The 26,723-nt window shown below is 31.9% G+C and carries 24 protein-coding genes; 8 read left to right on the top strand and 16 right to left on the bottom strand.

Annotated elements, in window-relative coordinates; translation table 11 throughout:
• Positions 1 to 130: 130 nt before the first annotated feature.
• Both hutI and hutU read right to left on the bottom strand, forming a co-directional pair.
• Positions 131 to 1,369, bottom strand: a complete 1,239-nt coding sequence (gene hutI / locus MUA37_RS03015; RefSeq protein ID WP_262624828.1) for an imidazolonepropionase — start codon at positions 1,367 to 1,369, stop codon at positions 131 to 133.
• Positions 1,362 to 3,029: a urocanate hydratase gene (gene hutU / locus MUA37_RS03010; protein ID WP_002510288.1), complete on the bottom strand. Its 1,668-nt coding sequence runs from the start codon at positions 3,027 to 3,029 to the stop codon at positions 1,362 to 1,364. Before hutU ends, hutI begins: the two co-directional genes overlap by 8 nt.
• Before the next feature lie 223 nt (positions 3,030 to 3,252).
• On the opposite strand from hutU, the gene MUA37_RS03005 reads away from it, so the two are divergent.
• Complete coding sequence (locus MUA37_RS03005; protein WP_262624827.1) at positions 3,253 to 4,128, top strand: LysR family transcriptional regulator; 876 nt, start codon at positions 3,253 to 3,255, stop codon at positions 4,126 to 4,128.
• Here the strand turns inward: MUA37_RS03005 and hutG are convergent.
• Positions 4,118 to 5,050 (bottom strand): formimidoylglutamase, encoded by a 933-nt coding sequence (hutG, locus tag MUA37_RS03000; RefSeq protein WP_262624826.1) that lies wholly within the window; start codon positions 5,048 to 5,050, stop codon positions 4,118 to 4,120. The two genes, MUA37_RS03005 and hutG, sit on opposite strands and share 11 nt — an antisense overlap.
• A gap of 260 nt (positions 5,051 to 5,310) precedes the next feature.
• Here hutG and MUA37_RS02995 point away from each other — a divergent pair, with 260 nt between their 5' ends.
• Positions 5,311 to 6,516, top strand: coding sequence for a peptidoglycan release complex CPBP-like subunit SdpC (locus MUA37_RS02995; RefSeq protein WP_002510291.1), 1,206 nt, complete (start codon positions 5,311 to 5,313; stop codon positions 6,514 to 6,516).
• 74 nt (positions 6,517 to 6,590) lie between these two features.
• Here MUA37_RS02995 and MUA37_RS02990 read toward each other — a convergent pair whose 3' ends face one another.
• Positions 6,591 to 7,274, bottom strand: a complete 684-nt coding sequence (locus tag MUA37_RS02990) for a ribose 5-phosphate isomerase A (protein WP_002510292.1) — start codon at positions 7,272 to 7,274, stop codon at positions 6,591 to 6,593.
• 198 nt (positions 7,275 to 7,472) lie between these two features.
• Between MUA37_RS02990 and MUA37_RS02985 the strand changes: the two genes are divergently transcribed.
• On the top strand, positions 7,473 to 8,126 hold the full coding sequence (locus MUA37_RS02985) for an MOSC domain-containing protein (RefSeq protein ID WP_031266797.1): 654 nt from the start codon (positions 7,473 to 7,475) through the stop codon (positions 8,124 to 8,126).
• A gap of 179 nt (positions 8,127 to 8,305) precedes the next feature.
• Here MUA37_RS02985 and MUA37_RS02980 read toward each other — a convergent pair whose 3' ends face one another.
• The 4 genes from MUA37_RS02980 to MUA37_RS02965 form a co-directional block, all read right to left on the bottom strand.
• On the bottom strand, positions 8,306 to 9,325 hold the full coding sequence (locus MUA37_RS02980; RefSeq protein WP_021459706.1) for an aldose epimerase family protein: 1,020 nt from the start codon (positions 9,323 to 9,325) through the stop codon (positions 8,306 to 8,308).
• Positions 9,326 to 9,641: 316 nt separating this feature from the next.
• Entirely contained in the window at positions 9,642 to 10,877 is a 1,236-nt protein-coding gene (locus MUA37_RS02975; protein WP_262624825.1) for an ABC transporter permease, read from the bottom strand.
• Positions 10,870 to 11,769 (bottom strand): ABC transporter ATP-binding protein, encoded by a 900-nt coding sequence (locus MUA37_RS02970; RefSeq protein ID WP_002510296.1) that lies wholly within the window; start codon positions 11,767 to 11,769, stop codon positions 10,870 to 10,872. The genes MUA37_RS02975 and MUA37_RS02970 overlap by 8 nt, the downstream gene beginning before the upstream one ends.
• A 121-nt stretch (positions 11,770 to 11,890) precedes the next feature.
• On the bottom strand, positions 11,891 to 12,373 hold the full coding sequence (locus tag MUA37_RS02965) for a DUF805 domain-containing protein (protein ID WP_245300836.1): 483 nt from the start codon (positions 12,371 to 12,373) through the stop codon (positions 11,891 to 11,893).
• Positions 12,374 to 12,703: 330 nt separating this feature from the next.
• On the opposite strand from MUA37_RS02965, the gene MUA37_RS02960 reads away from it, so the two are divergent.
• Positions 12,704 to 13,312: a DNA-3-methyladenine glycosylase gene (locus MUA37_RS02960; protein ID WP_002510298.1), complete on the top strand. Its 609-nt coding sequence runs from the start codon at positions 12,704 to 12,706 to the stop codon at positions 13,310 to 13,312.
• 72 nt (positions 13,313 to 13,384) lie between these two features.
• Here MUA37_RS02960 and fni read toward each other — a convergent pair whose 3' ends face one another.
• Together fni and corA are read right to left on the bottom strand one after the other, a co-directional pair.
• Positions 13,385 to 14,425 (bottom strand): type 2 isopentenyl-diphosphate Delta-isomerase, encoded by a 1,041-nt coding sequence (gene fni / locus MUA37_RS02955; protein WP_262624824.1) that lies wholly within the window; start codon positions 14,423 to 14,425, stop codon positions 13,385 to 13,387.
• 53 nt (positions 14,426 to 14,478) lie between these two features.
• Positions 14,479 to 15,426 carry a magnesium/cobalt transporter CorA gene (gene corA / locus MUA37_RS02950; protein ID WP_262624823.1) on the bottom strand — a complete coding sequence of 316 codons (948 nt, stop codon included), beginning with the start codon at positions 15,424 to 15,426 and terminating at the stop codon, positions 14,479 to 14,481.
• 122 nt (positions 15,427 to 15,548) lie between these two features.
• On the opposite strand from corA, the gene MUA37_RS02945 reads away from it, so the two are divergent.
• Together MUA37_RS02945 and MUA37_RS02940 are read left to right on the top strand one after the other, a co-directional pair.
• Positions 15,549 to 16,016 (top strand): thioesterase family protein, encoded by a 468-nt coding sequence (locus tag MUA37_RS02945; protein ID WP_002510301.1) that lies wholly within the window; start codon positions 15,549 to 15,551, stop codon positions 16,014 to 16,016.
• Positions 16,017 to 16,029: 13 nt separating this feature from the next.
• Positions 16,030 to 16,434 carry a hypothetical protein gene (locus tag MUA37_RS02940; RefSeq protein ID WP_002510302.1) on the top strand — a complete coding sequence of 135 codons (405 nt, stop codon included), beginning with the start codon at positions 16,030 to 16,032 and terminating at the stop codon, positions 16,432 to 16,434.
• A gap of 357 nt (positions 16,435 to 16,791) precedes the next feature.
• Here MUA37_RS02940 and MUA37_RS02935 read toward each other — a convergent pair whose 3' ends face one another.
• Positions 16,792 to 17,652, bottom strand: a complete 861-nt coding sequence (locus MUA37_RS02935) for an AraC family transcriptional regulator (protein WP_002510303.1) — start codon at positions 17,650 to 17,652, stop codon at positions 16,792 to 16,794.
• Between the two features lie 287 nt (positions 17,653 to 17,939).
• Positions 17,940 to 18,839 (bottom strand): alpha/beta hydrolase fold domain-containing protein, encoded by a 900-nt coding sequence (locus tag MUA37_RS02930; RefSeq protein WP_002510304.1) that lies wholly within the window; start codon positions 18,837 to 18,839, stop codon positions 17,940 to 17,942.
• 273 nt (positions 18,840 to 19,112) lie between these two features.
• Here MUA37_RS02930 and MUA37_RS02925 point away from each other — a divergent pair, with 273 nt between their 5' ends.
• A complete protein-coding gene (locus MUA37_RS02925; RefSeq protein WP_002510305.1) occupies positions 19,113 to 19,754 on the top strand; it encodes a hypothetical protein in 642 nt (213 codons plus the stop codon).
• Positions 19,755 to 20,200: 446 nt separating this feature from the next.
• Here MUA37_RS02925 and MUA37_RS02920 read toward each other — a convergent pair whose 3' ends face one another.
• Both MUA37_RS02920 and MUA37_RS02915 read right to left on the bottom strand, forming a co-directional pair.
• On the bottom strand, positions 20,201 to 22,069 hold the full coding sequence (locus tag MUA37_RS02920) for a DHA2 family efflux MFS transporter permease subunit (RefSeq protein WP_002510306.1): 1,869 nt from the start codon (positions 22,067 to 22,069) through the stop codon (positions 20,201 to 20,203).
• Between the two features lie 12 nt (positions 22,070 to 22,081).
• Positions 22,082 to 22,729, bottom strand: a complete 648-nt coding sequence (locus tag MUA37_RS02915) for an HlyD family efflux transporter periplasmic adaptor subunit (protein WP_002510307.1) — start codon at positions 22,727 to 22,729, stop codon at positions 22,082 to 22,084.
• Positions 22,730 to 22,855: 126 nt separating this feature from the next.
• Between MUA37_RS02915 and MUA37_RS02910 the strand changes: the two genes are divergently transcribed.
• Entirely contained in the window at positions 22,856 to 23,404 is a 549-nt protein-coding gene (locus tag MUA37_RS02910) for a TetR/AcrR family transcriptional regulator (RefSeq protein WP_021459717.1), read from the top strand.
• Positions 23,405 to 23,821: 417 nt separating this feature from the next.
• On the opposite strand, the gene MUA37_RS02905 is transcribed toward MUA37_RS02910, so the two are convergent.
• Positions 23,822 to 25,012, bottom strand: a complete 1,191-nt coding sequence (locus MUA37_RS02905) for a putative multidrug effflux MFS transporter TcaB (protein ID WP_142019436.1) — start codon at positions 25,010 to 25,012, stop codon at positions 23,822 to 23,824.
• A 171-nt stretch (positions 25,013 to 25,183) separates the two neighbouring features.
• Complete coding sequence (locus tag MUA37_RS02900) at positions 25,184 to 26,569, bottom strand: membrane-associated protein TcaA (protein WP_021459719.1); 1,386 nt, start codon at positions 26,567 to 26,569, stop codon at positions 25,184 to 25,186.
• Positions 26,570 to 26,723: the final 154 nt, after the last annotated feature.

The following is a 26,723-nucleotide window of genomic DNA, read 5'->3' as shown; positions in this document are numbered from 1 at the left end:
GTTCTTTATATTATCATAGTTAGCGGAATTTAAAATTTAACATTAAAAATAGGACAGGCATAAATCATTTACATGTTTATCGTTGCTTCAATAACATGCTATGATTATGCTTGTCCCATAGCTCTTTATATTAATTTTGTAACTGATATTGATTATCTACAATAACTTTGCCGTCTTTTATAACTTTAGAAGCATGATTAATACCATAATGGTAAAGAACATATTCATGATTAGGTGCGTCCCAAATGACAATATTCGCTTTGTCACCTTTATCAATAGTTCCGGCATCAACGTCAATGGCTTTAGCCGCATTTACAGTTACTGCATTCCATATTTCATTTGCAGAAAGCTTTAATTTTAAGGAAGCAATAGCCATGACTAGTTGTAAATTGTTAGTAACACAACTTCCTGGGTTAAAATCAGTAGCAATAGCAATCGCACCATTATTGTCAATCATGCCACGTGCATCTGCATATTGTTCCTTACCTAAATAAAACGTTGTTCCAGGTAATAGCACAGCTACAGTATCACTATCACGTAATTTTGCTTTGCCTTCTTCGCTAGATGCTACAAGATGATCTGCAGAAATCGCTTGTTCATCAATAGCTAATTCCAAACCACCTAATGGATCAATTTCATCTGCATGAATTTTCACTTTAAAACCTTGTTGCTTAGCTGCTTCCATATATACTTTAGACTCATCAATAGTAAAGACGCCTGTCTCACAAAATATATCGGCAAAGTCAGCATATGGTTTAACTTCTGGTAATAAGTCAATCATTTCTTGTAAAAATGCTTGATTAGACGTTGCGTCTTTAGGCACTGCATGTGGCCCTAAAAATGTATGTCTCATAGTTAAATTATATTTCTCAGCTAATTGATTGGATACTTTTAATTGTTTTAATTCATTTTCTTTATCTAAGCCATATCCACTTTTACTTTCAATTGTAAGCACACCATGTTGAACCATAGTTAATAAGTTTTTTTCAGCTTTAGAGAATAATTCCGCTTCACTCGCTTGTCTAGTGGCATCTACTGTATTTAAAATACCGCCACCCTGTTCTAAAATTTCTAAGTAAGATACACCTTGTCTTTTTAAAGACATCTCATGCTCACGAGAACCTCCATGTACTAAATGCGTATGTGCTTCAACAAGCGCAGGTGATACCACTTTATCACTAGCATCAATTGTCTCTGTCGCTTCATATTCAGTAGTATAAGGACCAGAATAAACAATTTTGCCATCATTAACTACAACTGTCCCATTTTCAATGAGTTCTAAGTCATTTAACTCTTGCCCTTTTAATGGTTTGTCTGTTTTTTTTGGTAAAATTAACTGTTTAATATTTTGAATAACTAAATCATTCATTATGTGTCACCTCTTTTGTAATCATTGGAATATGAATACCTTTCTCTTTTGCCACTTCTACAGACTTGTCGTATCCAGCATCTGCATGTCTCACAACACCCATGCCTGGATCAGTTGTTAATACACGTTCTAAACGTTTTTCTGCACGTTCTGAACCATCTGCGACTACGACCATACCAGCATGTAGAGAATAGCCCATTCCTACGCCACCACCATGGTGGAATGAAATCCAAGAACCGCCTGCAGCAGTATTCACAAGTGCATTTAAAATAGCCCAATCACCAACTGCATCTGATCCATCTTGCATACCTTCAGTTTCTCTGTTAGGACTAGCTACTGAACCAGAGTCTAAATGATCACGACCAATGACAACAGGTGCCGAAATCTCGCCATCACGTACTAATTTATTTAATGCAACTCCCATTTTTGCACGTTCACCATAACCTAACCATGCAATTCGAGATGGTAACCCTTGGAACGCAATTTTTTCCGTTGCTAAGTCTAGCCAACGATTTAATTTTTCGTTATCTGGGAATAATTTTCTCATTTCCTCATCTGCACGTTCAATATCTTTTGGATCTCCACTTAATGCTGCAAATCTAAATGGCCCTTTACCTTCACAAAATAACGGTCTTATATAAGCAGGAACAAATCCTGGGAAATCAAATGCATTACTTACACCATTATTAAATGCAACTTGTCTTATATTATTACCATAATCAAATGCAATAGCACCATTTTGTTGAAATGCTAGCATTAACTCTACATGCTGTGCCATAGATTGTTCAGATTTTTTAACATATTCTTTAGGATCTTTCTGTCTAAGTGCTTTTGCCTCTTCTATTGAATACCCTTGTGGTATATAACCATTTAATGGGTCATGCGCACTTGTTTGGTCCGTGATAATATCAATTTTAAAACCTTTATCTAAAATTGCTTTATGAACATCAACAGCATTGCCTATTAAACCAATAGATAATGGTTGGCCAGCCGTTCTTGCTTCATCAGCTAATTTTAGCGCTTCGTCTAAACTGTCCGTTTTAACATCACAATATTTCGTTTCAATTCGCTTATCGATTCTAGATTCATCGACATCGACACCGATTACGACACCACCATTCATAGTTACTGCTAATGGTTGAGCACCACCCATGCCACCTAGTCCTGCAGTGAGTGTTACCGTTCCATTTAATTTACCATTGTAATGTTGGTTCGCTAACTCACCAAACGTTTCATAAGTTCCTTGTACAATTCCTTGAGAGCCAATATATATCCAACTACCAGCTGTCATTTGTCCATACATCATTAATCCTTTTTTATCCAATTCATTAAAATGCTCCCAGTTCGCCCATTCAGGAACTAATACTGAATTTGACAGTAATACTCTTGGTGCTTCTTCATGTGTCTTGAATACAGCAACAGGTTTACCAGATTGGACTAACATAGTTTCATCCGCTTCTAAATTACGTAATGTTTCTTCAATTGCTTCAAATGCTTCCCAATTTCTAGCTGCTTTGCCAATACCGCCATAGACAACTAAATCTTCAGGTCGCTCTGCTACTTCTGGGTCTAAATTGTTATACAGCATACGCAATACCGCTTCTTGTTCCCAACCTTTACATTCAATATCTAACCCTTTTTTAGCTTGGATTTTTCTCATATTTATTCCACTCCATTCCTCTGTTTAATTACAGTTGTCATGTATAGTCATGTCCAGCGACTACAGAAAGCAAACCCCTTATTAATATGCTTTGTGTTTACAACAGATAAAATTTATGTACCTTATGACTTAAGTATAATATGATTATTTATAGATAACCAATATTAATAAACTAATGATTCATAACTTAAAACTATAAATAAACGTTAGGAGTGTTATGTATATGAAAATAATTCAACTAGAGTATTTTCTAGCTATAGTAAAATACAATAACTTTACACAAGCTGCTCAATTTTTACATATAAGCCAGCCTTCTTTAACAGCTACGATCAAAAAAATGGAAGCAGATTTAGGCTACGATTTATTTACGCGTACGACAAAAGATATCAAAATTACAGAAAAAGGTATCCAATTTTATAACTATGCTGTTGACCTAGTACAAAACTACCATCAAACAATGGAGAAAATGCATGATTTAAATATTAGTGAAGTCCCTAAAATTAAATTTTCCATTCTGGAATCTACAAATCAATGGGTATCTCAAATCATAACGACACACCGTTCAACTTTTCCAAACCAAACTTATCAAATCTCGGAAGTACATGATCAAGCGATTATATTAGAGAACTTGTTAAATTTTGAAACACATTTAGCTTTAACCAATGAACAAATCACTCATGAAGACATACAGTCTATTCCATTATATGAAGAATCGTATGTCTTACTTACACCACAAAATGCTTTTAAACAACAACGTACAATTATTATCAAATCATTACCACTAATATTACCTTCTAAAGGTTTACAAGTACGCAAACATTTAGATGATTATTTCATGCGTATGAATATTCATCCTAACATCGTTATTGAGGCTGACCGTTTTGAAGCTGCTACAAATTTTGTACATCGTGGTTTAGGTTACGCTGTTATTCCAAGATTTTATTATCAGTCATTCAATGCTAACAATTTAGATGCAATTGAGATTAAACCAAAACTTGGGCGCACAATTTTTATTAATTATTACAAAAAACGAAAGCACTCTCAACGTGTGCTTTCGTTGGTAGATCACTGTAAAGATTATTGGAACGTCATAAAATAAAGTGATGGAAAAAGTTAGCTGTTAATTTTGCTGTCCTATTATCAACATCATATTGAGGATTGGTTTCGGCGATACTAATCGTTGAAACCTTTTCGCTAGGTATAATTCTTTTGGCCATTTCTAATACTAGGTTCGGATAAAGTCCTAGCACTGCTGTAGCACTGACTCCTGGTGCAAAGGCACTATCAATGACGTCCATACATATTGTGAACATAATGACATCATGATGATGTATAAAACGTTCTATTTTTTCTTTAATTGGTGGTGATAATTGGTGTAATAACTCGTCGGCATATACATATTGTATACCTTTAGCATCCGCATAATTAAATAGTGCTGCTGTATTGCCCCCTTGTTGAATACCAAGTACCAAATATGCAGTATTATCATCTTCTTCTAATATTTGTCGAAAACTTGTACCCGAAGTAGAACTCTGCTCTTCCCTTGTATCAAAATGCGCATCAATGTTAATAACACCGATTGAAGCATCTGGATACGCTTCTCTCACGCCTAAATATTGCGCATATGCTATATCATGACCGCCACCTAAGAGAAACGTTTGCTTATGGCGACTAATAGATTCTGCAACTAAATGGCCATACTCTTGTTGTGTTTTTATTAGTTGACTCTCATGGTGCTCAACATTACCGTAATCACAAATGGAACATTGACTAAGATCAGGTAAATTGGCAAAAGCTTTCCTTATAGCATCTGGTCCTTCTTTAGCACCCATTCTACCTTTGTTAAGCTCTACACCTTTATCAACAGCGTAACCTAATAATCCAACACCTTGTTTTTCATTAATATTTAATTGTTGTGTTAAATCACCAAACTTTATTGTTTGGAAATGCCTAAAGTGTTCTTGATTTGTTGCACTATCTGTTCTGCCAGTCCAAAGCTCAGTATCAGGTAACTTATACATAGTTCTCCCCCTTTAAAAACTAAATGAACAATTAAAGTATACGCTTACATTTTTTTGAATTCAATTCCTAAATTTCTTTTACCCGTTACAATGTGCGTTTAATGCATTGATTACAATACAAATTGTTTCACTTATATGAATAAATCATCAGAACTATTACATTTCAATGATATTTTTGATTAATGATTTATTTCTAACAGCTAAATCTGTATAATTACCATTAAATGATTTTTTTCATACCTATTATGGAGGTTACATAAATGAATAATAAACGTATACCAGGTTTTCAGTGGGCAATGATTGTATTCCTGTTCTTTATCATTGCATACGTACTACCTATTATACTCAAAGATTTCCAAGGTAGTTTACCTTATAAATCTTTCGTATTTGACATAACAGCTATTGCTCCATTTATCGGTGCTCTATTCTGTTTATTAATTTTCAAACATAAACGTCTTCAATTAGGCGGTTTAAAATTTACCATTGGTTTAAAAACAATAGAACGTATCCTTTTAGCATTAATTTTACCGTTAACTATTTTAGCAGTTGCAATGGTTAGTTTTAATATTCTTGCTGATAGTTTTATTTTATTACAAGCAGAAGACTTTTCCGTTTCTCTAACTACTGTAATTATCGGACAATTAATCACAGCAATGTTAATTGAATTTGGCTTCCGTTCTTACTTACAAAACATTGTAGAAAATCGTATTTATACTTTTTTCGCATCAATTCTTGTAGGGATTCTATATTCAATCTGGAACTTAAACCTTAGTTTCGGTATGACATTCGCTGCATATAACTTCTTATATACATTCGCTTTTTCAATGATTATTGGCGAATTAATTAGAGGTACGAAAGGTAGAACAATTTATATTGCTACACTGTTCCACTTTGTTATGTCATTTGGCTTAGTATTTTTATTTAATGAAGAGCTAGGCAATGTCTTTGCTATGAAAGTGATTGCCTTATCAACAGTAGCAGTTGGTGTTGTATACTTACTAATTACTATGATTATACGAGTTATATTATACTTCTTCACGAAAAGAAACTTAGATGAAATTGAAGAAAATAACTATATGGATCACCTAGATGACGAGTCACATTTAGATGTGAATGACACGCCAGCAGAAACTGAACAAGCAACAAATGACTATGAACCAGCTTCTGCCGATACATCGTCTACCGTTCATGATGAGCAAGATGAAATGAATTCTACTCATCAAGAAAATGACGATACTTCATCAACAGTAGCTACTGCTAGCCAAGATAACAACATTGCGAAAAATGTCGCTAATGATACTGAAACAACATCTCATCAACTGCATCAATCAGAAGAAATAGAACCTTCGCTTAACGAAGATGAAAGTCAAACATCAACAGATGATGAACCTACAAACGACAACACAGAAACTCAAAATCAACGTTCATCATTCTTTTTGAAAAGTAAACGACGTAATCGAAGATAATTTCATAATTACAATACAAAAAGCATGTGTTTTGAAATAGTTATTGATACAACTATTCAAAACACATGCTTTCTTTATTTATTAATAATATTTACACCATTTTGTGTGCCAATAATTACTTGGTCTGTGACATCTAAGAAATATCCAGTCTCTAATACACCTACTAAGTGAATTAAAAACTCATGCATCTCATATGGATCGATTGTATGATTTAGCGTTATATCTAATATATAATTACCATTATCCGTGACAAATGGAATGTCATTAGCCAGTCGTCTTTCCACTTGTAATTGGCCATAAGCCTCTATTTTCTTAGCCACTAATAACCAATTAAATTTATCAACTTCTACGGGTAATTTGAATGTTTCACCAAGATAATCCACTAACTTAGAATCATCTGCTAAAACAATAAATCGCTCTGCCATAGCATCTATTACTTTTTCCCTAAATAGTGCTCCACCGCCACCTTTAATCAAATTAAGCTGTGGATCCACTTCATCTGCACCATCAATAGCGAGATCAATATAGTCGACATCATTTACATCTATAATATGCATACCTAAATTTTTTGCAATATATGCAGTTTTGTTAGAAGTACATACGCCAGTAATTGACAGTTGTTCATGCTCAATTTTTTCAGCAATTTTAGGTACAAGGAGTTCAATCGTTGAACCAGAACCAATACCCAATATCATACCATCTGTAATTTGGCTTAAAGCATCACTAAATGTACTTATCTTCAACTGTTTTTTATTCATATTGTTGCCCCTTTATAACCATTCTTTTAATATCATTGTACATTAGAATTTTTAAAAGATATAGATATAAACTAAAAACAGCCAACTGAAAACTTCCAGTAGATGCTCACTCAATTTAAGCGTTTATTTTTTTCATCTATGATTTTACCGTTTCTTCCTATACAATAAAGCGTAACGATACAAGGAGGTTACACTATGATTTATGAATTAAATGCCATTTCAACTGGTAAAATCGAAACCCTCACATACGGTAAAAAGCAAATGCAATCTGCTTTAAACAAAACAGTATTCACAGATACATGCTGGCTTACGACAACTGGTTTTTGCGACGATGAACAAGCTTATAAAGGACATGGTGGTCCAGACAAAGCATTATGCTTATTCAGTAAATCAAATTATCAAATGTGGCAAGATGATATCACAGAATTACCAGATTACGCGATGTTTGGAGAAAATTTAACTGCTAAACATATGGATGAAAAGACAACTTACTTTGGTAATCAATACCAACTCGGTTCTGCAATCATTGAAGTTTCTGAAATAAGAGAACCTTGTTGGAAAATTCAAACGAAATATCAAATTCCAGATTTAGTAAAACGTATGTCTAGTTCAGGAAGAACTGGATTTTATTTTAGAGTGTTAAAAGAGGGCTATGTCGCTCCAGATGATAACTTACATTTAATTCAGCAGGCTCCTGATGATACGTTGCTTTCTGTTTTTGAGCTCAATCACCTTATGTATAATGATCGCAATAATATTTCTAAATTAACTTATGCACTTCAAAACCCTTATTTAACAACCGCACGTATCGACAAATTACAACGATTATTAACCAAAGCTCAACAACTATAAAATTACTGCGCGATTGTTACTATTAATTAATGCTACCGTTCTGCTAACTTATCTAAATGAAAGCTGATGTAAAGTACATATCATTTATTGCATAAAAAAAAGAGGCTCGAGCGACATTTTGCTCAAGCTTCTTTTAAAGTGTTTTATTTTAATCGTGTCTTATAATACTCATTTACTTATTAAATGTCTGCTTTTTCAAATATTTTATATGACGTCTTAGAGTAATATGGTTGATCTGGTGTAATAATAGACGGTGCTTTGTCACCATAAAGATTTATATCATTAGGGATACATTGTGTTTCCAATGTAAAACCAGAATGTGCTTTATAAATATTGAAGTCACTATCCCAACTACTAGTATCATTAAAAGTAAAAATAACAATATTCGGCATATCTGTCTTTACTTGTAATACAAAACGTTTATTTTCTACTGCCATTTCACCATTTTCAACTTCAAAAGGATGATCAACACCATTAAACATGTCCATTTGTTGTTTGATTTTAGGATTTTCACTTGTAAAAAGCTCTTTAAATTGAATCTTATTACTATTAAATATAGTAGACAAATCTATAGTATCGGTACTGTTAACTATATTGTCTTCACCTAATGGGTACATTGCTAATTTATTACTACTTATATAATGATTATCAATCATATTATTGTCTCTATTTAAATTAAAATACACATGATTCATAGGATTGAATAGTGTTTTTTCGGTAGTTGTTGCTTCGTATTCTATCGTCCATTTATGATCCATATCATAAGTATGAATAACTTTTAATTCAATATCACCTGGGAAATAATCATCTGTACTTTTAATTTGGGTTGTAAAAATGATTTTAATCTGACCAACTTGTTCTTCAATTTGATAATCAAAAAAGCGTGAATCTAAACCGTTAGTACCCCCATGAATATTGTGAGCACCATCATTGTGCTCTAAATGATATGTTTTACCATCTAACTCAAATGTAGCGTTAGCAATGCGGCCACCGTATCGTCCCACTGTAGCCCCAAAGAAAAATGGATTAGGTTCGTAGAATTCATCCGCTTCCACAATATTTCCTAACACAATGCTGTTATCGTCATACTTCCAAGATACTATACGAGCACCGTAATTAGTAAAGACTATCTTGGTTTCTTCATTATCAATATTAATTAGTACTATCCCATTTCTTTGTTTTTCAACTGTAGCAAACATCTTCAATTACTCCCTTTCAGACTAACACCTGCATCAATGCCTAAAGACAACTTGTTGACGTCGATAATTAGATAGAAATTGTTTAACAATAAAATCATGATACTTATTATAGCAAGCTTAACACACACTTACATGCCCTTTCCTAAAACATGTCGTCTGTATTGAACGATTTCACAATGATGACTTTAAACCGAGATGCTAAGTAAAAGCTTAATTTTTGCTTCATATTCCTTTACTGTTAGTTAAATACATTGTAACAATTAATTTCAAAATAAATCTATACTATTTGTAAATTTTTACAAATTAATAAATTGAATTATCGTTTACCAAACACTTTTTTCATTGCCGTAGCAGCACTTTTGTCAAAGCTAAGGACAGAATCCTTATAGCTTTTAATAGCAATCCATAATAAAATAATAGTTACTATAATTGCGAGCACAATACTAACAACGATTTCCCAAAGTTGTACTTCTGGTGAAGCAGCACGCACAAACATTACAAATGGTGAAAATAACGGAATAAAGCTTGTTATTTTCGTTAATAGCGTATCATTGTTCATTACACTATATAAGGAAACGTAGAACGCTATCATACTTATTAAGGTCATAGGCATTAACGCTTGATTAATGTCTTCAATACGAGATGTGATAGAGCCTAGTATAGCGGCCAAGATGACATATGATAGTATACCAATAATCAAATTAATAATTCCTACAATAACTATTTGAAGTGTTAACTCATTAGGTTTAACTTCAAAACCTTGTAACATCTCACTCATATCAAAAGCGAAAAAGGCTAGAATACCTACTAAAACAAATATCGCAATTTGAGTTAACGCTACCGCAATGACACCTGTAATTTTAGCTAAAATGTGTGTGATGGGCGAAACACTAGTGATAATCATTTCTATTACACGCGATGTTTTCTCTGTAGCAATCTCCATGGCAATTTGACTAGCATAATTAATAATAATAAAGAACATAAGCATAAGCCCAGCATAAACTACAATAATATTAAATGATTTTTGTGCTTCACTTAATTTTGTATCATCTTTATTTGTTGAAACCATTTCTGATTCAACTTTACTTTTACTTTGTAGTTCCTTTAACTCAGCTTGTGATAAATTAAGTTGGGCCGCAGTCATTTGAGTTTGGATTGTCGTCAATACTGTCTCTAAGTTTTGTTTATCTTCTTGGTCTACAGAATCTTTACTTAAAATTTTAGCGGTCAATTTATTATTCTCTTCGGTAATGACATAACCCATATTAAGTTTTTCTGACCTGATTTGTTTTTTTAAATCTGCTGAAGAGACTCGAGTAAATTTGGCATCATTATTTATATGGTCTCCTTGCTCTTTTATTACTTTATATATGTCACTGTTCGTTGTAGCAACACCAATTTCATCTGGTCCATCATCGAAAAAATCTATAATTTTATTTGCGTTAGCAGCTACTAAAATAAGCAATACTACTAATCCAGTAAAAATTAAAAATGACTTAGTTTTAACTTTATTTATATAACTCAACTTGAAAGTAGCTAAAAATCTATCCATTATAATCACCTACTTTTTCAATGAAAATTTCATTTAATGATGGTTCCACCACTTCAAACCGTTTCACAAAGCCATAAGAAGTTACAATATCAAAAATTTCTGTTGCCACTGCTTCATTGTCAATTTCAACTTTGATATCTCGTTTTGTTCTCGTAACTTCTTTAACACCTGGAATACTATCTATCTCAGACATTTCGGCATCCGTTTCTATTATCACACGCTTATTGCCATGATTTTTTTTCACTTCATCAATCGGCCCTACAACTACTATTTGACCTTGATTCATAATGCATACATCATCACATAATTCTTCTACGTGCTCCATCCTATGCGAACTATAAATGATAGTAGTACCGTTGTCGTTCATATCTTGTACTGCTGATTTCAATAATTCAACATTGACTGGGTCTAACCCACTAAAAGGTTCGTCTAATATTAATAAATCAGGTTCATGAATCATACTCGCCAATAATTGTATTTTTTGTTGATTACCTTTTGATAAGGCTTCAATCTTCTTATCTTTATTTTGGACAATATCAAAACGTGTTAACCAATAATCAATAGCTTGTTTGATTTTTTGAGATTTCATACCTTTTAGCGTAGCAAGATAAAACAATTCATCATATACCTTCATTTTAGGATGTAATCCACGTTCTTCAGGTAGGTAGCCAATTTTATCGTACAATTTTTTATCTATAATTTGATTATTGTAAGTGATGGAACCTTCAGTAATGGGGGTCAAACCTAAGATCATCCTAAAAGTCGTAGTTTTACCTGCCCCATTTCTACCTAAAAATCCTAACATCTTCCCTTTTTCTAACTTTAAAGATATATCATTAACTGCCGTGACCGATTTATATTTTTTTGTGACACCATTGATTTGCAATGTCATTACGCAACTACTCCTTCTATTTTTTATTATCTATGTTAAGCTTATTGATTTTTATACTTTTACAATAAAAAGCATTTATCACAGTGAATTCTTTGTTGATAAATGCTTTTGTCTAATCCAGTTAGTAGTCATCCTTATGATAAACACTAGCCTCATGTTTAATCATATCTTTCGGATACACGCCGTATTTGTTATTTTTCGAAACGCTATCGAAACAACATATTACTATTTGATAAATAGCTAGTATCTGGATCGTTATGTACATGAAACTTAATAGAACCCAACTTGATACGTTTTCAAAATTTGGATCCATTAAATTGATAGTATTAACAAATATATAAAATGTTATTCCTAGTGCTGACGCTAAAATAGGTATGAACATCGTTCTATCCGTGTCATGAAAACGTCTTACTTGTAGTGCTAAATTAGGTATAAATGTTGCAATGCCGTATAGTAAGCCATAACCTATCATTAATAGTAATAATACTATGCCTACAGCTGTCATGGCTTCGGCCTCTGTTACTATTCCCATAATTATTAAAAGTATACTAATTACACCAATTACAATAGCTGGAACCATGAAAATTAAGTGCCAAATAATCATATACCAATATTCGCTTCGTCTCGATCGTCCTGTAAAATTAACATAATTACGCCAAAACAATTTAAATGCCCTGCCAAAACTGATTTTTTGTGTTATCATTCCACTCCTAAATAAGTAAATTAAGCACGTTATATAGCTGCTTAACTACTTTGCTTGCAGCTACAATTTAATATATTATGTTAAAGTACAATAATTTGATTATCTTGATATCTTAAATTGTTTATTTTAGATAGTATACCAAACATTTTTATATCTATATATATTTATCGAAAACATTTAACTTATAAATATTTTTGCATTAATTATAATGATTAACAAGGAGGCTAACATTTGGACTTTATACAGCGAGATACAATAACGATTGCAAAAGATTTATTAGGTGTTCGTGTACTATACCATGACAAACAGCAAACCTATAGTGGCTATATAGTCGAAACAGAGGCATATTTAGGTGTAGTTGATCAAGCAGCTCATGGTTTTAATAGCAAACGCACTCCTAAAGTAGAATCCCTTTATAAAGAAGGTGGTACAATCTATGCTCACGTTATGCATACACATTTGCTTATCAATTTTGTAACACAACTGGAAAATATTCCAGAAGGCGTACTTATTCGTGCAGTTGAACCTGAAGAAGGTGTAGAAGCAATGACAGCAAATCGAGGTAAAAGTGGTATAGATTTAACAAATGGTCCGGGTAAATGGACTAAAGCCTTCAATATACCTCGATATTTAGATGGTTCTAAACTGAATGAAGGTAGATTAGAAATCGATACCAAAAATCGCAAATATCCTCAAGCAATAATTTCAAGCCGTCGCATTGGCATTCCAAATAAAGGCGATTGGACCTATAAACCATTGCGTTATACCGTACGAGGAAACCCATATGTTTCACATATGAGAAAATCTGATATGTTACCCCCTCAAGATACTTGGAGATAATTGCTTTTTAATGACATTAAATAGAGCTTGGAACATTGATTATGTTCCAAGCTCTATTATTAATTTATTTCATTATAACTCCAACTGTCTTTGGTTAATCCAAGATTCTAACTTTGGACTAAAAACGAGTTGAGATTGTTTTAAATCTTCTATTGTTCTTGCATTAAGCATCGTCATTATCGTTTTAATTTGTGCTACAAATTGGTCGACATATTCTAATGTTTCGGTAATACCATGATTTTCAATTTGATTTAAGAACGGACGTGACATTCCAACTGCATTTGCACCTAACGCTAGACATTTCACTGCATCTAATGGCGTACGTACCCCGCCACTAGCTAGAATATTCATATCTTTCTGGAAAGATGTGCTTTCTAGTAATGATTCTACCGTTGTTTGACCCCAATTTGATAAATAATTCATATCTTTAAGTGAACGTCTTTCATTTTCAATATCTACGAAATTGGTGCCACCTCTACCACTAACATCAACATAGCGCACTCCTATTTTTTGAAGTTGACGTATTGTTTCTTTACTCATACCAAAACCAACTTCTTTGACTATAACAGGTACATCAACACGTGAAACAATACGAGCTAAATTATCCATCCATGTTGAAAAAGTACGATTGCCCTCTGGCATAACTAACTCTTGTGGTGAATTCACGTGGACTTGTAACGCTTGAGCATTGAGTAAGTCAACGGCCTCTATAGCTTTGTCTACAGGGACATCAGCGCCCACATTACTAAAGATAATTCCTTCTGGATTAGTCTCTCTTACTACACTAAATGATGAAGCCATTTTACTATTACGTAACGCTGCATGTGTAGAACCTAAAGCCATTGCTAGTCCCGCTTCACGTGCAATAACAGCTAATTTTTCATTAATCTGCTTTGTCCAATCACTACCACCTGTCATAGCATTGATATAGATTGGAATGTCTAAAGTGAAATCACTTAATTCACTTGTCAGTTCGACATCTTTAACATCGATATCGGGTATGGAGTGATGTACAAATCTCATTTCATCAAAATCAGATAATTTAGCATCAGTTTGCGCCATAGCAATTTCTACATGATCATTCTTTCTTTGTTCTCGCTTTAAATCGCTCACTTTCGTCCCCACTTTCATCTTGATGGTTCATATTGCAAATAACTCAAACTAACTTAAAACCATCTCTTTTTTTTAAAATACCAAATACATACAATAGTTATGATTAACATTATTGACAATACTATAAAATAACCATAATGCCAATTTAATTCTGGCATATAGCGAAAATTCATACCATATATGCCTGCTATGAGTGTTAAAGGTAAAAATACCATAGAAACTAAAGTTAACACTTCCATTATTTTGTTCATTTTATATGATGTGTAAGACACATAATTTTCTCTTATTTCATTAGTCATCTCTTGCGATACTTTTAAAATATTCTCTTGTTTGATGATATGATCTTCAACATGTTGTTTATATAATTCGCTTTGATGATCAGTAAATAATACTTGATCTTCTTTCAAATCTATAATGAGTGTTTGCATTGGATATACTAGACGCTTTAGTTTAATAACGTCAGATCGTAATTTAAACACATCATCCATGATTTGTTGATTTGAAACACCATTTACTTGAGTGTCTTCAAATTCATAAACTTTATCTTCTATATTATACGTATAATCAAAGTAATCATCAATCAAACTATCTAGTATTTTCAACACCATATGTGCGCTTATCAGCTGTTCATTTCTATTTGTTTGCATATAATCAACAATACTTTCTAATACTTGATGTGTTTCATGGTGATAAGTAACTAAGACGTTATGTTGAATAAATATATTCAATGCTTTAGGTCCTAGATCAGCACTACGAATGCCATGCATGACTAGATATTGATATGTTTGATATGTTTTGTATTTTGCTCTAGGTGTTTCATTAACTGTATCATCAATTTCCAATTGATTAAACTTAAAATGTGTTGCTAATAACTTATTTTCATCTTCGGAAGGTTGATTAAAATCATACCAAACAAATCGAGCATCTGCTGGAATTTGTACAATATGATGCGCTGTTGCTATTTTGTTATCAATAGTCTGAAAACGAATAGTAAGTGTCATGATTACCTCCCGAAAAGACTTTTCTCTATTTTATCATGAAACACATTAGATGTATGTTTAAACTATTTTTAGTAAAATATAGTTAACAATTCATTTTAAACTTTATAGGAGTTGACAGAAATATGACAGGCACTTTTACGGTCACTTATACAGTTAGTGACGACATGATTGATCACAATCAACATATGCATGACGCTAATTACAATAGTGTCTTTAGTACCGCAATTAATCAATTCAATTATACACATGGTCTTTCATTGGCTGAACGTGAAACATTAAATTTCACTATCTTTACTGCCGAAGAACAAACTTCCTATTTGTCAGAACTTAAATTACACGATACTTTTACTATTCACTTGTATTTGTATGATTTTGATGCTAAACGTGTACACTTTTTCGCAATGCTTATTAAGGATGACGGGTCTGTAGCTGCAACTAACGAAGCTATGATGCTAGGCATAGATCGCGCTACCAAAAAGGTCAGTCCTTTTCCAGATTCATATTACAATCAATTAACACTTTATAAGCAACAACAAGCTACTATTGATTGGCCGAAACAGCTCGGTCATCAAATTGGCATACCAAAATAAATGAGGTGATACAATGGAACATCCAATAACTGAACAAGTAAACCTACAGTTATATGACTATTTTGATAATGTTAAAGTAGCTTTAAGTGAACTTAACCAATCTAAAGCTTTAGTAATAAATGGCCCTACTGAGAAATTATTAAAGCGCGGATTTGATATGAGTTACTACCAAGGTCAAAAAAAGGCAATAGATGCTATTAATACTTTGCTTCAAACTTATTCAACAGATGAAAAATTCATACAAATTTTCACTGATTATGCTATCGAAACTGATGAATCTTATAGCAGAGCGTTAGAACAATTCAGCAAATTATTAGATATACCTGGCGAATTTGACACACAATTAGCTACTTTTTATCAATTAAAAGGACAAAAGTTTATTATCGACAATATTAATGCGCTAATACGTGAAAATTAACTATTAATAGCCACTAATACAAAGTAAGAAGCTGAAATCTATCAATGTGATTTCAGCTTCTTCTATTTACAACAAAATGATTTAGTGTTCAGTATTTCAAAATATACAGATAGTCTCTGAGCATTATTAAGCTTCCCTATAATTGTGATAGTATCAAAAATTAATATTGGTTGAGAAAACTCCCAAATCGGAATCTTAACCAGCTATTAGAGTATCTATCCAATTTTAGTAAAATTTGAATTTTCATATTCTATGATTTGACTTGAATGAATTTTTTCTCTTTTTATTCATAAAAATCGACTTCTTAATTTTATATTGTTGTTCTTCCTTAAATTCGGCTATCATAAAATCTCTAAATCAATGATTAACTGCAATCCAAATTTCACTGTAAGCAGTTTCTCTATTAGAATCATTAAATTTACTAAAAGAAAACATTGGAATATCAGCTAAATTATACTCTGTTTTTGGTAACCACTCTGAAAAGATCTTAGCATATGTGTCTTGTAACACTTTTGGGAATTCACCCTCATTTTCAAAGACTACCCATTTACTTTCATCAATATTTATAACATCAAACTGATTACTTATATTATTCTCAGTTGTCAAAACACCAATCATATGAGTTAAAAATCCTTCTTCCTTAGTAAAATCTTCATCAACATTATATGAAACATTTATAAATTCATTAGGTCCAATATTTTGTAAATAGTGCATTTGTTTATTTTGATCACTAGTAATGTTATTTGCTAATTCTTCAATTTCATTATTAACACCTTCAAATTGCATAGAAACACGCTTTTTAAATCCGACTATATTAACTTCTGGTAATTCTTCAATTCTAGTTTTCATATTTATTCCTCCTTTAACATTAATAGCAAATGAAAGTTTTGGATATGAAATTAAAACTTGGTCTTCATATATTTGAGATGGTAGATATCCACTCCATTCTTTAAAGGATTTTGTAAAACCATCAATCGAATATCCATATTTTATAGCTACATCTGTTACAGATTTCTTATCCAATAAATCTTTATTAGCAAAATATAATTTTCTCTTTTTTATATATTCAGATAAGCCTATACCAGTGAGAAATATAAATAAATTTCTGTAGTGTTGCTCAGGTATACCAACAAAATGCGCTATATCAGACAAACTCAAATTTTTAGTTAAATTTTCATCTATATAATCTATAGAATTATTCAAGTCTTTTAATATCATATCTATCACCTTTCGACTTTATAATAATTAATGACAAAATAAATGACTCGATAATCTCTATATAAAAATTATCGAGTCATTTATTTTACTTCCGAAATCTAAATTCACGCTGCCAAAAACCAATTTGTTTTACAATTGCTTTTCGACCGCTTTCATCAAACAATAACGCAATGATTGTATACATGTCTAAAACTTTTTCAATTGTCGAGAGTGCTCTGTAGTTCAACACACACTTCTTATTAATTTGTAGCTTTCGCACACTTAACTAACTATAATCAACATCAAAGTTAATCTTGTAACGAAGCTACAATTTGTCTTACTGCTTTATGTGATTGTCGAATTGGGTATAGCGGGAAATCATGGACCATTCTTTTATATGGATAAAAATGTATTGCACGCTGATTAAATTCCAACAACTCTACAAGTTTTTGCATATCTGGATAATACACTTCTTTAGTACTGCCAAACATATATACAGGAGGCAATTGTGTTAAATCACCATTAATCGGTGATATTAAAGGATGATTTAAAGTTAAATCACCGGCCCAGCATTGTAAAACTTGTTTAATTCCTTCTTTATTAATTAATTTATCACGCTTTTCCATACCTTCTGTTATAACGTCATTATTTAATTCAGCATCTAGCAATGGCGAAATCAAATATATTTTATTAGGCGTTGGCTTATTTTGCGCTAATAACTGTTGCACAAAACTTAAAACTAAACTACCGCCAGTCCCATCACCCATTATTACAATATCTTTACTATCTACTTCTTTTAATAATGAATCATATAAGTCCATAATAGCTTGATAAGTAGTATGAACATGTGCAATAGGTGCTTTAGGATATATAGGCATAATTACTTCATGTAATGTATTTAAAGCTAATTTATCCATAAAACGCCAATGAAATACAGATGGCTGTAAAACATTATAGCCACCATGAATATAAAGCAATTTTTGTTTGTTATTATGCCTAAAATTAAATCTAAATACTTGCATGCCTTGAAAATCTTGTTTTTCTAAATTAGACTTTACATTTAAACTTTCTGGTTGTTTATGTTTTTCTTGATTTTTAGTTCTTCGTTTTTCCAAAAATTGTTGTAGCGCCTCATCATTATCAAATTTCATCGTTCTATTATGCAATAAATACTTTTTTATGACACTATTCATTAAATTAAGTTCCATTAATTTATCAATCCTACTTTTTTGTTTATAAATAATTATATTTTAATATTTTTATTGTAATTTTAGAAGTAACTTGTAATAAGACACTAATAATTTTATACTTATTTGCTCAAAACAGTTATAATTAATACTATATTTAAACAACTCGATTGTCCACGTACTTAATATTAATTATTTTTATACCAATTTATATTAAGTTATTTTATATTATAACAAACCTGACATTAAAATGATAAAGTTAGAAAATACAGTGTTATAATAGGAGGAAAACATATGGCCAAAGACACACATCACTTCAAAAACTTTGAACATACTTTAACGACCGCTCCTATGCAAAGAGGTGCACAATATGCAGAAAAAAAGAAAAAATCATGGGTTAGCCTAATTATTCATATTATTATTTTAATACTGTTAGCAATTACAGGTTATAGTATGTATAATGATCCAATTGTTAATCTAGTGTTGGCTGACGAACAAATTACTTTTAGCCAAATTACTCATTTTCAAGACACCTTAAACAATATTTCAAATTTGAATATTAATATAGACAACATAGAGAATCTACATTCTATTATTGATACTTTAATTTTCATTTTTTATATTTTTTTTATTGCGATTATTTTAAGTTTAATTTTCACAATTTTCATCCTAATATTTAATCGTACTGTCTTAAAAATCATAAATTTATTTATCATGATTATTATGTTAGTCATTACATTTGGTTTTTCTATTATAATCAAAAATATTGCGAGTCGTATCGCGAATTCTATGAGCCAATATTATATAACAGTTAAGCCTAGTAACGTATTGATAGAAGCAGATGCCATCCATAATGCTTTAATATTATTAAGTTGTGCTGTTGCTCTTGTTATCATAAGTTTGTTCTTTAGAAATAGACGTACACGTATCAGTTAAAAAACAATTGAATAACTTCACTATTAATAGTGCTAATATATAACAAAAAGATCTGGGACATACTGTCCCAACTTCAGAACGTAAACAACCCCTTTGCAGTAATTTGCGAAGGGGTTGTTTATTTTCTATTTATATAATTTTTTCAAAATAGTACTGATTCTTTTACTAACCACATTGCTATTTTTAGATTTATGGCATCACAAATTAGCGTGGTCTCCATGGAAAATTTTTTAATTCCTCTGTTTAATTTATATAATTTATAATATCTTCCGTATAATATTGGCAGTGATTTGGGCCGACTCCTGCGGGAATAGCGCTAGCCGAAGACTACAGGCTGAGGCAGTGCCCGCGGAAAGCGTGCACAAAAAAAACTGCCAACAAAGTCAAAGACTTTGTCGACAGTCTAAAGCTGGGACGTTCTGTCTCGGTTTTTTTAATCTCACTTTTTATTCTTTAGAAATATAGTGTTCTTTACCTCGTAAGAATAAACTTAAAATAAACGCTAATGCACTTAATGCTGTCGCAACTAAGAATGCACTATTCACACCATTTATAGATGCCAGTTTTTGAACAAATTCTAGTATTTTCTGTGTTGCCATTTGTTCGCCACCCATTGCTTGAGCCATCTCTTGTAAGCGATCTTTAATAAATGGATTTGTTTTATCTAAATCTTGTGAATATGTCGAAACATATTGTGTTGTTTGCGTTGACATAACAGTAACAAGTAACGCTGTACCAATTGACCCTGCCAATTGACGTAACGTATTCGACAATGCATTACCATGCGAAATTAATCGTTGTGGCAATGAATTCATACCCGCTGTCATGATAGGCATCATTATAAAACTCATACCAAATGAACGTATAATATAAATAACCATCAAATGACTATATGTTGTATTCATATTTAGTTTTGTTAATTCCCAAGTGGCATACGTCATAATACCAGTACCAATAAGTGCCAATGGTTTAATACCTATTGTATCAAGTAAACGACCTGCTATCGGACCCATAAAGCCCATAATAAGAGCGCCAGGTAGTAGCAATAGTCCTGATTGTAATGGGGTAAATCCTCTTAAATTTTGTAAATATAGTGGTAATAAAATCATTCCACCAAACAAACTCATTGTTACAATCATATTGATTATTGTCGTCAATGTAAATCCAGAATATTTTAATACTTCTAAATTCAACATTGGTACACGCATAGTCAATTCGCGAATCACAAATGCCACAATAAATACGACACCTAAAAGTAAAGTAATTACTACTGATGGCGCGGTCCAACTATTATTACCAGCTTCACTGAAACCATATAGTAAAGAACCAAAACCAATAGTACTAAATATTATACCTGGGATATCTGCTTTAGGATTAGTTGTAACTTGATAAACTCTAAACCATATATAGGCTATTGCGAGAGAAATCAAACCAATAATAAACATACCGTAAAACATAATATTCCAATGGTAGTTTTCAACGATATAACCAGATAACGTTGGACCAATAGCTGGAGCAAGAATCATTGCAATTCCTAATGTCCCCATTGCTGCGCCACGTTTTTCTGGTGGGAATATTGTCATAAAAACATTAGTCCCTAAAGGCATTAAGATACCTGCACCAATAGCTTGTAATACTCTCCCTACCATCATTATAGTAAATGAACCAGAAATACCACAGACAAGTGAACCTAAAGTAAACAGAGTCATCGCAACTAGAAATAGTTTACGATATGAATATTTATTGAATAGGAACGCACTTATTGGTATTAAAATACCATTTACTAACATAAACCCTGTCATCAACCATTGTCCTGTATTAGCTGAAATATTAAAATCAGTATTAATTTTAGGTAATGCCACATTGAGCAAGGTTTGATTTAAAATTGCTATAAACATCCCAAAAATCATTGCAATTAAGACTTTTCCTTGGGACGTACCTTTACCAAACATAAATGCACTATGCTTTTGTTTTAACTTTTCGTTAATTTCTTCCTCTTGCGTATGTGATTCTTCATGCTGAGTAACAGCATTCTGATCACTTGTAAGAGCCTCAGTTTCATCAGAATTATTAGAAATGTTAAGCTTACCATTCTCTTCTGAAATTGCATTAGCATCATTAGCTTCTGATGTTTCATCTGTGTCTCTTATATTAAATTTAGATTGATAACTTTGATGTGATGTATCATTTTCACTTAATGTTTGTTCCGTACGTTGGGTTTTCATTTTCCGTTTACGTTTTGACATAAACAGGTTTACCAAACCAACAAGAATGAGCGCTATGACTACATAAACGATAATGAAGGTCATTGTCATGATTAGACCTCCTTAATTTTTATGAATTTTAACTTCAGCGTTCATTCCTGGAACAACATTTTTAGATGGTTTAGAATCTAATGAAATTTTCACAGGTACAACTTGTGAAACTTTTGTATAGTTACCATCACTGTTTGATGAAGGCATTAATGAAAAACTAGAGGCAGTAGCTTTGCCAACTTCTTCCACTTTACCTTTAAGTTCAGCATCTTCACCATCAAGCTTAATATTTACATCTTTTCCTTCTTCAACATCTGCAATATCTTTTTCATCGACATTAGCAGTCACATTTAACTCATCTAAATTATACGCATAAGCAATTGGTGTTCCAGCTTGTGCCATAGCACCTTTAAGAGCATCTTTTTTCACAATAGTACCATCTTGAGGCATTGTAATACTCGTATTTTGAGCTTGACCATCTTCACCTTTTGCTGCAATTTCAGCGACTTTATCGCCTTTTTCTAATTTGTCATTATTTTTAACATCGAACGACTCAATTTTACCATTAGCTGGTGCAGAAATCTTAATTTGATCTCCATCAACTTTAGCGTTCTCTGTAGTTACGTAACTTGTTGCTTGATTATAGAAATGGAATCCAACTACTCCTATAATTACCAATACAACAATAGTAATGACATTAATCAATATCATTTTCTTCATTACTCTTTTCCTCCTGTTTGCTTTTAAAATTCACTTTATATATTATAGAGACATATGAATTAAAAAAACACCAACACTTCTATAAAATGTGTCGGCTGTTTTAAACTAGATAACGTAGGTGTCCATATGAAACAAAAAGCTAAGTATAAAATCATACGTAATATGATTATTTTACTTGAGGAACATCCATTTGAAGAAATAACAATTAAAATGATTTGTGCATATAGTGGTGTCAACAGAACTACATTTTACGATTATTTTTTAGATAAATATGACTTAATTTCCAAAATACAACAATATCATCTAACTAAATATAAAACCTTATTAACCTCTCTTTTGAGTAGCTTTCTTCAAGCTAATTACAGCCAAGCAAAAATCTACAAGTTTTTTAAAATTATTTTAACGTACATTAAACGAAACTATGGATACTTTCATGCAATTTTAGTAACCTATCCCAACAAATCCTTATTTTCAGATTATGTAGCGGCTACAAAGTCATCTTATAAAGAAATTCTCGATTTACAAGACAGCATTTATAATAAGAAGCAGTTTGTTATCTATACGATAGGCGGTCAATTAGGTATTATATATTTTTGGATCAAAGAAGGCTGCACTGAATCAGAAGATCAATTAGCACAAATTTTATTAGCCAATACCATTAAATTACAACGCTAATATTATTTAGTGTTTGTTTTTTATTACTTACTAAAAAATGAGGCTGAGACAATATTGATTGTCTTAGTCTTTTTTCATATTGGCAGTAGCTGACTGCATTGAAAATGCGCTTCAAATCAAGCTTTTTTCAATGCTAGTCATCCTTGCCGGGGTGGGACGACGAAATCATTTTTTCAAAATCAGATTTCTGTCCCACTTCATGTTTTATTCGAAACCTTTTTCATATGGGCAGTAGCTGACTGCATTGAAAATGCGCTTCAAATCAAGCTTTTTTCAATGCTAGTCATCCTTGCCGGGGTGGGACGACGAAATCATTTTTTCAAAATCAGATTTCTGTCCCACTCCCATTTTGCAATTCATTTTTAACTTCCATAAAAACCTAACATCCTAATAATATGGAATTGAAATCATTATGTATTAACGAAATACTCGGTAATTAATTATTTGTAATATTATCAATCCTATTGCTGTAATACTTATAATAACAAGATACGGTAGATAACTATCTTCTCCCATTATTCCTACTAACGGGGCAACTAAACCACCGAATAAATATTGTACGAGCCCTAATAAACTAGATGCACTACCACTACCACCTGAACGCTCATCCATAGCAATAGAAAAACCTAATGTCGCAATACCTGTCACTGGTGCAACTAATATAATAAATCCAATTATTAACATATATAAAGGCAGATGATTGAGTAAAGTTATACCAATCCCGAGCACACCAACAATTTGAATTACTGTCAACGCTCTAAACAGTGTCTGTCTAGCGAAATAATCAACTAGCTTCCCGGTTAATTGACTCGAAATTATCAATGTTATGCCCACAGTCGCAAACATCCAACTAAATTGTAAAGCATTCATATTATAAATACGCTGTGCAATAAAAGGTGATGCTGAAATATAGCTAAATAAAAATATAAATGTAAAACCTTGTATTAACATAGGTAATACAAATTTGGGTTTGGCTAATAATTGTTTAAAGTTATAAAAAATAGAACCTAAATTAGCTGGTGTTCTCTGCTCAGTCGTCAGTGATTCTTTAATATAACACACTATCCCTACGCACATAACTAAGCCAAAGACTGTTAAGATGATAAATATCATACGCCATGTAGCAAATGTTAACACGATGCCACCAAGTGCAGGTGCTAATACAGGTGCCACTCCATTAACTAACATAAGTATTGCTAAAAATTTAGTGAGTTGCTTCCCACTATATAAATCACTTGAAATAGCACGTGAAATAACTGCTCCAGCTCCTCCACAACACCCTTGTACGAAACGCAAGAATATCATTACCCCAATATTTGTAGTAAATACTATCGCTACACTAGCAATTGTAAACAAAGCCATTGTAATGAGTAATGGTTTTTTTCTGCCTAGTGAATCCGATAAAGGACCTACAAATAAATTACCTAGTGCTAACCCAACCATAAAAAAAGATAAAGTCAACTGAGCATTTGATGTTGTCGTTCCAAAATCATTTTGTAATTCAGGTAAGCCCGGTAAAAACATATCAATCGATAATGCACCGATAGCCGTTAAAGCTCCTAATATAACAATAAAAATAAGCGAACTACTTTGTTTATTTTCAGACATAATGTAATCTCCTAAGCATGTAATACTATTATTATATAGAACAGTTAGGCAGATTAAAATGGTAGCGTAATAAATAACCTTTATTATTATAACAATTGAATTACACTAGGTATACTTGCTAACCATCTCGATACTATAAAGAGGCTGGAATAACATTATTCCAGCCTCTAATTATTCGCTATAATTTATCACTTGTAAGTCATCACCTTTAGATGTACCCTCGAGGACATAATTCACTTCACCATATTGTCCATCACGTTTCAAGGCGTAACCAGTAACATAAAATTTATCGTCTAACCTAACTATTTCAGAAATTTGCGGAATTTGGAAAAATCTATATTGATTTGAACTTATTCCGTTTTTAGTTGCTTTATAGTTAGATGATCCTTTTTTGACAAACTCTGACACCATATCAAAATTATTTTGTGTATATGCTGTATTTAATGCAGGTGTGTAGTCACTAAAAAAATTAGTTATTTTATTTCGGAAGCTATTCTCTTCTTTTTCTTTCTTTTTCACATATTTATCAATTTCTTCTTCATCAAAATTAATAGATACAGTTGTATTGTCTTTTAAGTTATCTGTTTGAATTGTCGTTTCGTCAGAACTAAATTCTTTTTTCTTTGCTTCCCCGACCGCTTTCACTGTGATTTGTTTTGTTTTTGGATATGGACCATAAGCTTTAGAATTGTCATAATCAAATGATTTATCATTTATTTTCACTTTAATCGTATCTTTATCAAGATTATCTGCACCATTGAGGTTAAAACGTAAATATGCTTCATTAAAGGATTGATTTACATCAACCGTTTCATTATTACTATCATTAAAATTAAATTTCAACTCACCGCTAAATTGACCATTTTCCGTTTCTCTTTTAGCTTCAATACTATAATCTCCCGGGATAAATTTCCCTAATGATGTTGCTTGATTTTTATCAGCAGTAACTGTACGTTGTTTATCATTTGATCTAAATTTATACGTAGCATCAAATTTGGGTTTTACAATTGCTTCTTTAGTAGGAGCAGTAAAATTCATATTGTTAAAGAGGAAAAAACGTGTACCATTTTTGGTGATTTTCAATACTTTTTCACTGTTACGCGCAGTAACATAATTCGAAACTTGACTATCACCTTCATTTAGTTTGGATATTTTATCATGTATACTTTCCGCAAAGTTTTTCATGCCTACTTCTTCTTTTATATACTTTATGTAAGCTGTTGCTTCGTCTTCATCTACATTATTATTTTGAGTACTTAATACAGAGGATACTTTTTGTGTATCGTTATTATCTATCGCATTAACTAATAAATCAGCTTGAGCTTCAGGAGAATTAAAATTCTTAAGTAAAAAGAATATGATAATCAATAATATGATGATAAATAATGCAATACCCCATGGGATGATTTTGCGAACTTTATTATTTAATGTTTTATTATTTTGTCGGGTTGCTCGTTTTTTATTGTTAGAAGGTCTACTCCTTAACGATTGTCCACAATACGGGCATACTTTGTTAACTGTATTTACCGTTTCTCCACATTTTGGACAGTTTTGCATCTTATCACCTCTACTTCTACATTTCGCACTATCACGTTATTTTAACATAATTTACAATGAAACAATATATATGAACGAATAACATCCTAATTTTTACGTCTATTTCGTTATAACTATAACCTTCTTTATTATATAAAGTATTAGTTGTATTTGA

It is taken from the genome of Staphylococcus arlettae, from assembly GCF_025560845.1.
Taxonomy (GTDB): domain Bacteria; phylum Bacillota; class Bacilli; order Staphylococcales; family Staphylococcaceae; genus Staphylococcus; species Staphylococcus arlettae.
The sequence above is the reverse complement of the archived record's forward strand: the minus strand, read 5'-3'. Positions and strand labels throughout refer to the sequence as shown.

Excerpts from the sequence above, each read along its gene's own strand:
- hutI (WP_262624828.1), bottom strand. The coding sequence starts at position 1,369 with ATGAATGATTTAGTTATTCAAAATATTAAACAGTTAATTTTACCAAAA.
- hutU (WP_002510288.1), bottom strand. The coding sequence starts at position 3,029 with ATGAGAAAAATCCAAGCTAAAAAAGGGTTAGATATTGAATGTAAAGGT.
- MUA37_RS03005 (WP_262624827.1), top strand. The coding sequence starts at position 3,253 with ATGAAAATAATTCAACTAGAGTATTTTCTAGCTATAGTAAAATACAAT.
- hutG (WP_262624826.1), bottom strand. The coding sequence starts at position 5,050 with ATGTATAAGTTACCTGATACTGAGCTTTGGACTGGCAGAACAGATAGT.
- MUA37_RS02995 (WP_002510291.1), top strand. The coding sequence starts at position 5,311 with ATGAATAATAAACGTATACCAGGTTTTCAGTGGGCAATGATTGTATTC.
- MUA37_RS02990 (WP_002510292.1), bottom strand. The coding sequence starts at position 7,274 with ATGAATAAAAAACAGTTGAAGATAAGTACATTTAGTGATGCTTTAAGC.
- MUA37_RS02980 (WP_021459706.1), bottom strand. The coding sequence starts at position 9,325 with ATGTTTGCTACAGTTGAAAAACAAAGAAATGGGATAGTACTAATTAAT.
- MUA37_RS02975 (WP_262624825.1), bottom strand. The coding sequence starts at position 10,877 with ATGGATAGATTTTTAGCTACTTTCAAGTTGAGTTATATAAATAAAGTT.
- MUA37_RS02970 (WP_002510296.1), bottom strand. The coding sequence starts at position 11,769 with ATGACATTGCAAATCAATGGTGTCACAAAAAAATATAAATCGGTCACG.
- MUA37_RS02965 (WP_245300836.1), bottom strand. The coding sequence starts at position 12,373 with ATGATTATTTGGCACTTAATTTTCATGGTTCCAGCTATTGTAATTGGT.
- corA (WP_262624823.1), bottom strand. The coding sequence starts at position 15,426 with ATGACACTTACTATTCGTTTTCAGACTATTGATAACAAAATAGCAACA.
- MUA37_RS02945 (WP_002510301.1), top strand. The coding sequence starts at position 15,549 with ATGACAGGCACTTTTACGGTCACTTATACAGTTAGTGACGACATGATT.
- MUA37_RS02940 (WP_002510302.1), top strand. The coding sequence starts at position 16,030 with ATGGAACATCCAATAACTGAACAAGTAAACCTACAGTTATATGACTAT.
- MUA37_RS02935 (WP_002510303.1), bottom strand. The coding sequence starts at position 17,652 with ATGATATTAAAAGACTTGAATAATTCTATAGATTATATAGATGAAAAT.
- MUA37_RS02930 (WP_002510304.1), bottom strand. The coding sequence starts at position 18,839 with ATGGAACTTAATTTAATGAATAGTGTCATAAAAAAGTATTTATTGCAT.
- MUA37_RS02925 (WP_002510305.1), top strand. The coding sequence starts at position 19,113 with ATGGCCAAAGACACACATCACTTCAAAAACTTTGAACATACTTTAACG.
- MUA37_RS02920 (WP_002510306.1), bottom strand. The coding sequence starts at position 22,069 with ATGACAATGACCTTCATTATCGTTTATGTAGTCATAGCGCTCATTCTT.
- MUA37_RS02915 (WP_002510307.1), bottom strand. The coding sequence starts at position 22,729 with ATGAAGAAAATGATATTGATTAATGTCATTACTATTGTTGTATTGGTA.
- MUA37_RS02910 (WP_021459717.1), top strand. The coding sequence starts at position 22,856 with ATGAAACAAAAAGCTAAGTATAAAATCATACGTAATATGATTATTTTA.
- MUA37_RS02905 (WP_142019436.1), bottom strand. The coding sequence starts at position 25,012 with ATGTCTGAAAATAAACAAAGTAGTTCGCTTATTTTTATTGTTATATTA.
- MUA37_RS02900 (WP_021459719.1), bottom strand. The coding sequence starts at position 26,569 with ATGCAAAACTGTCCAAAATGTGGAGAAACGGTAAATACAGTTAACAAA.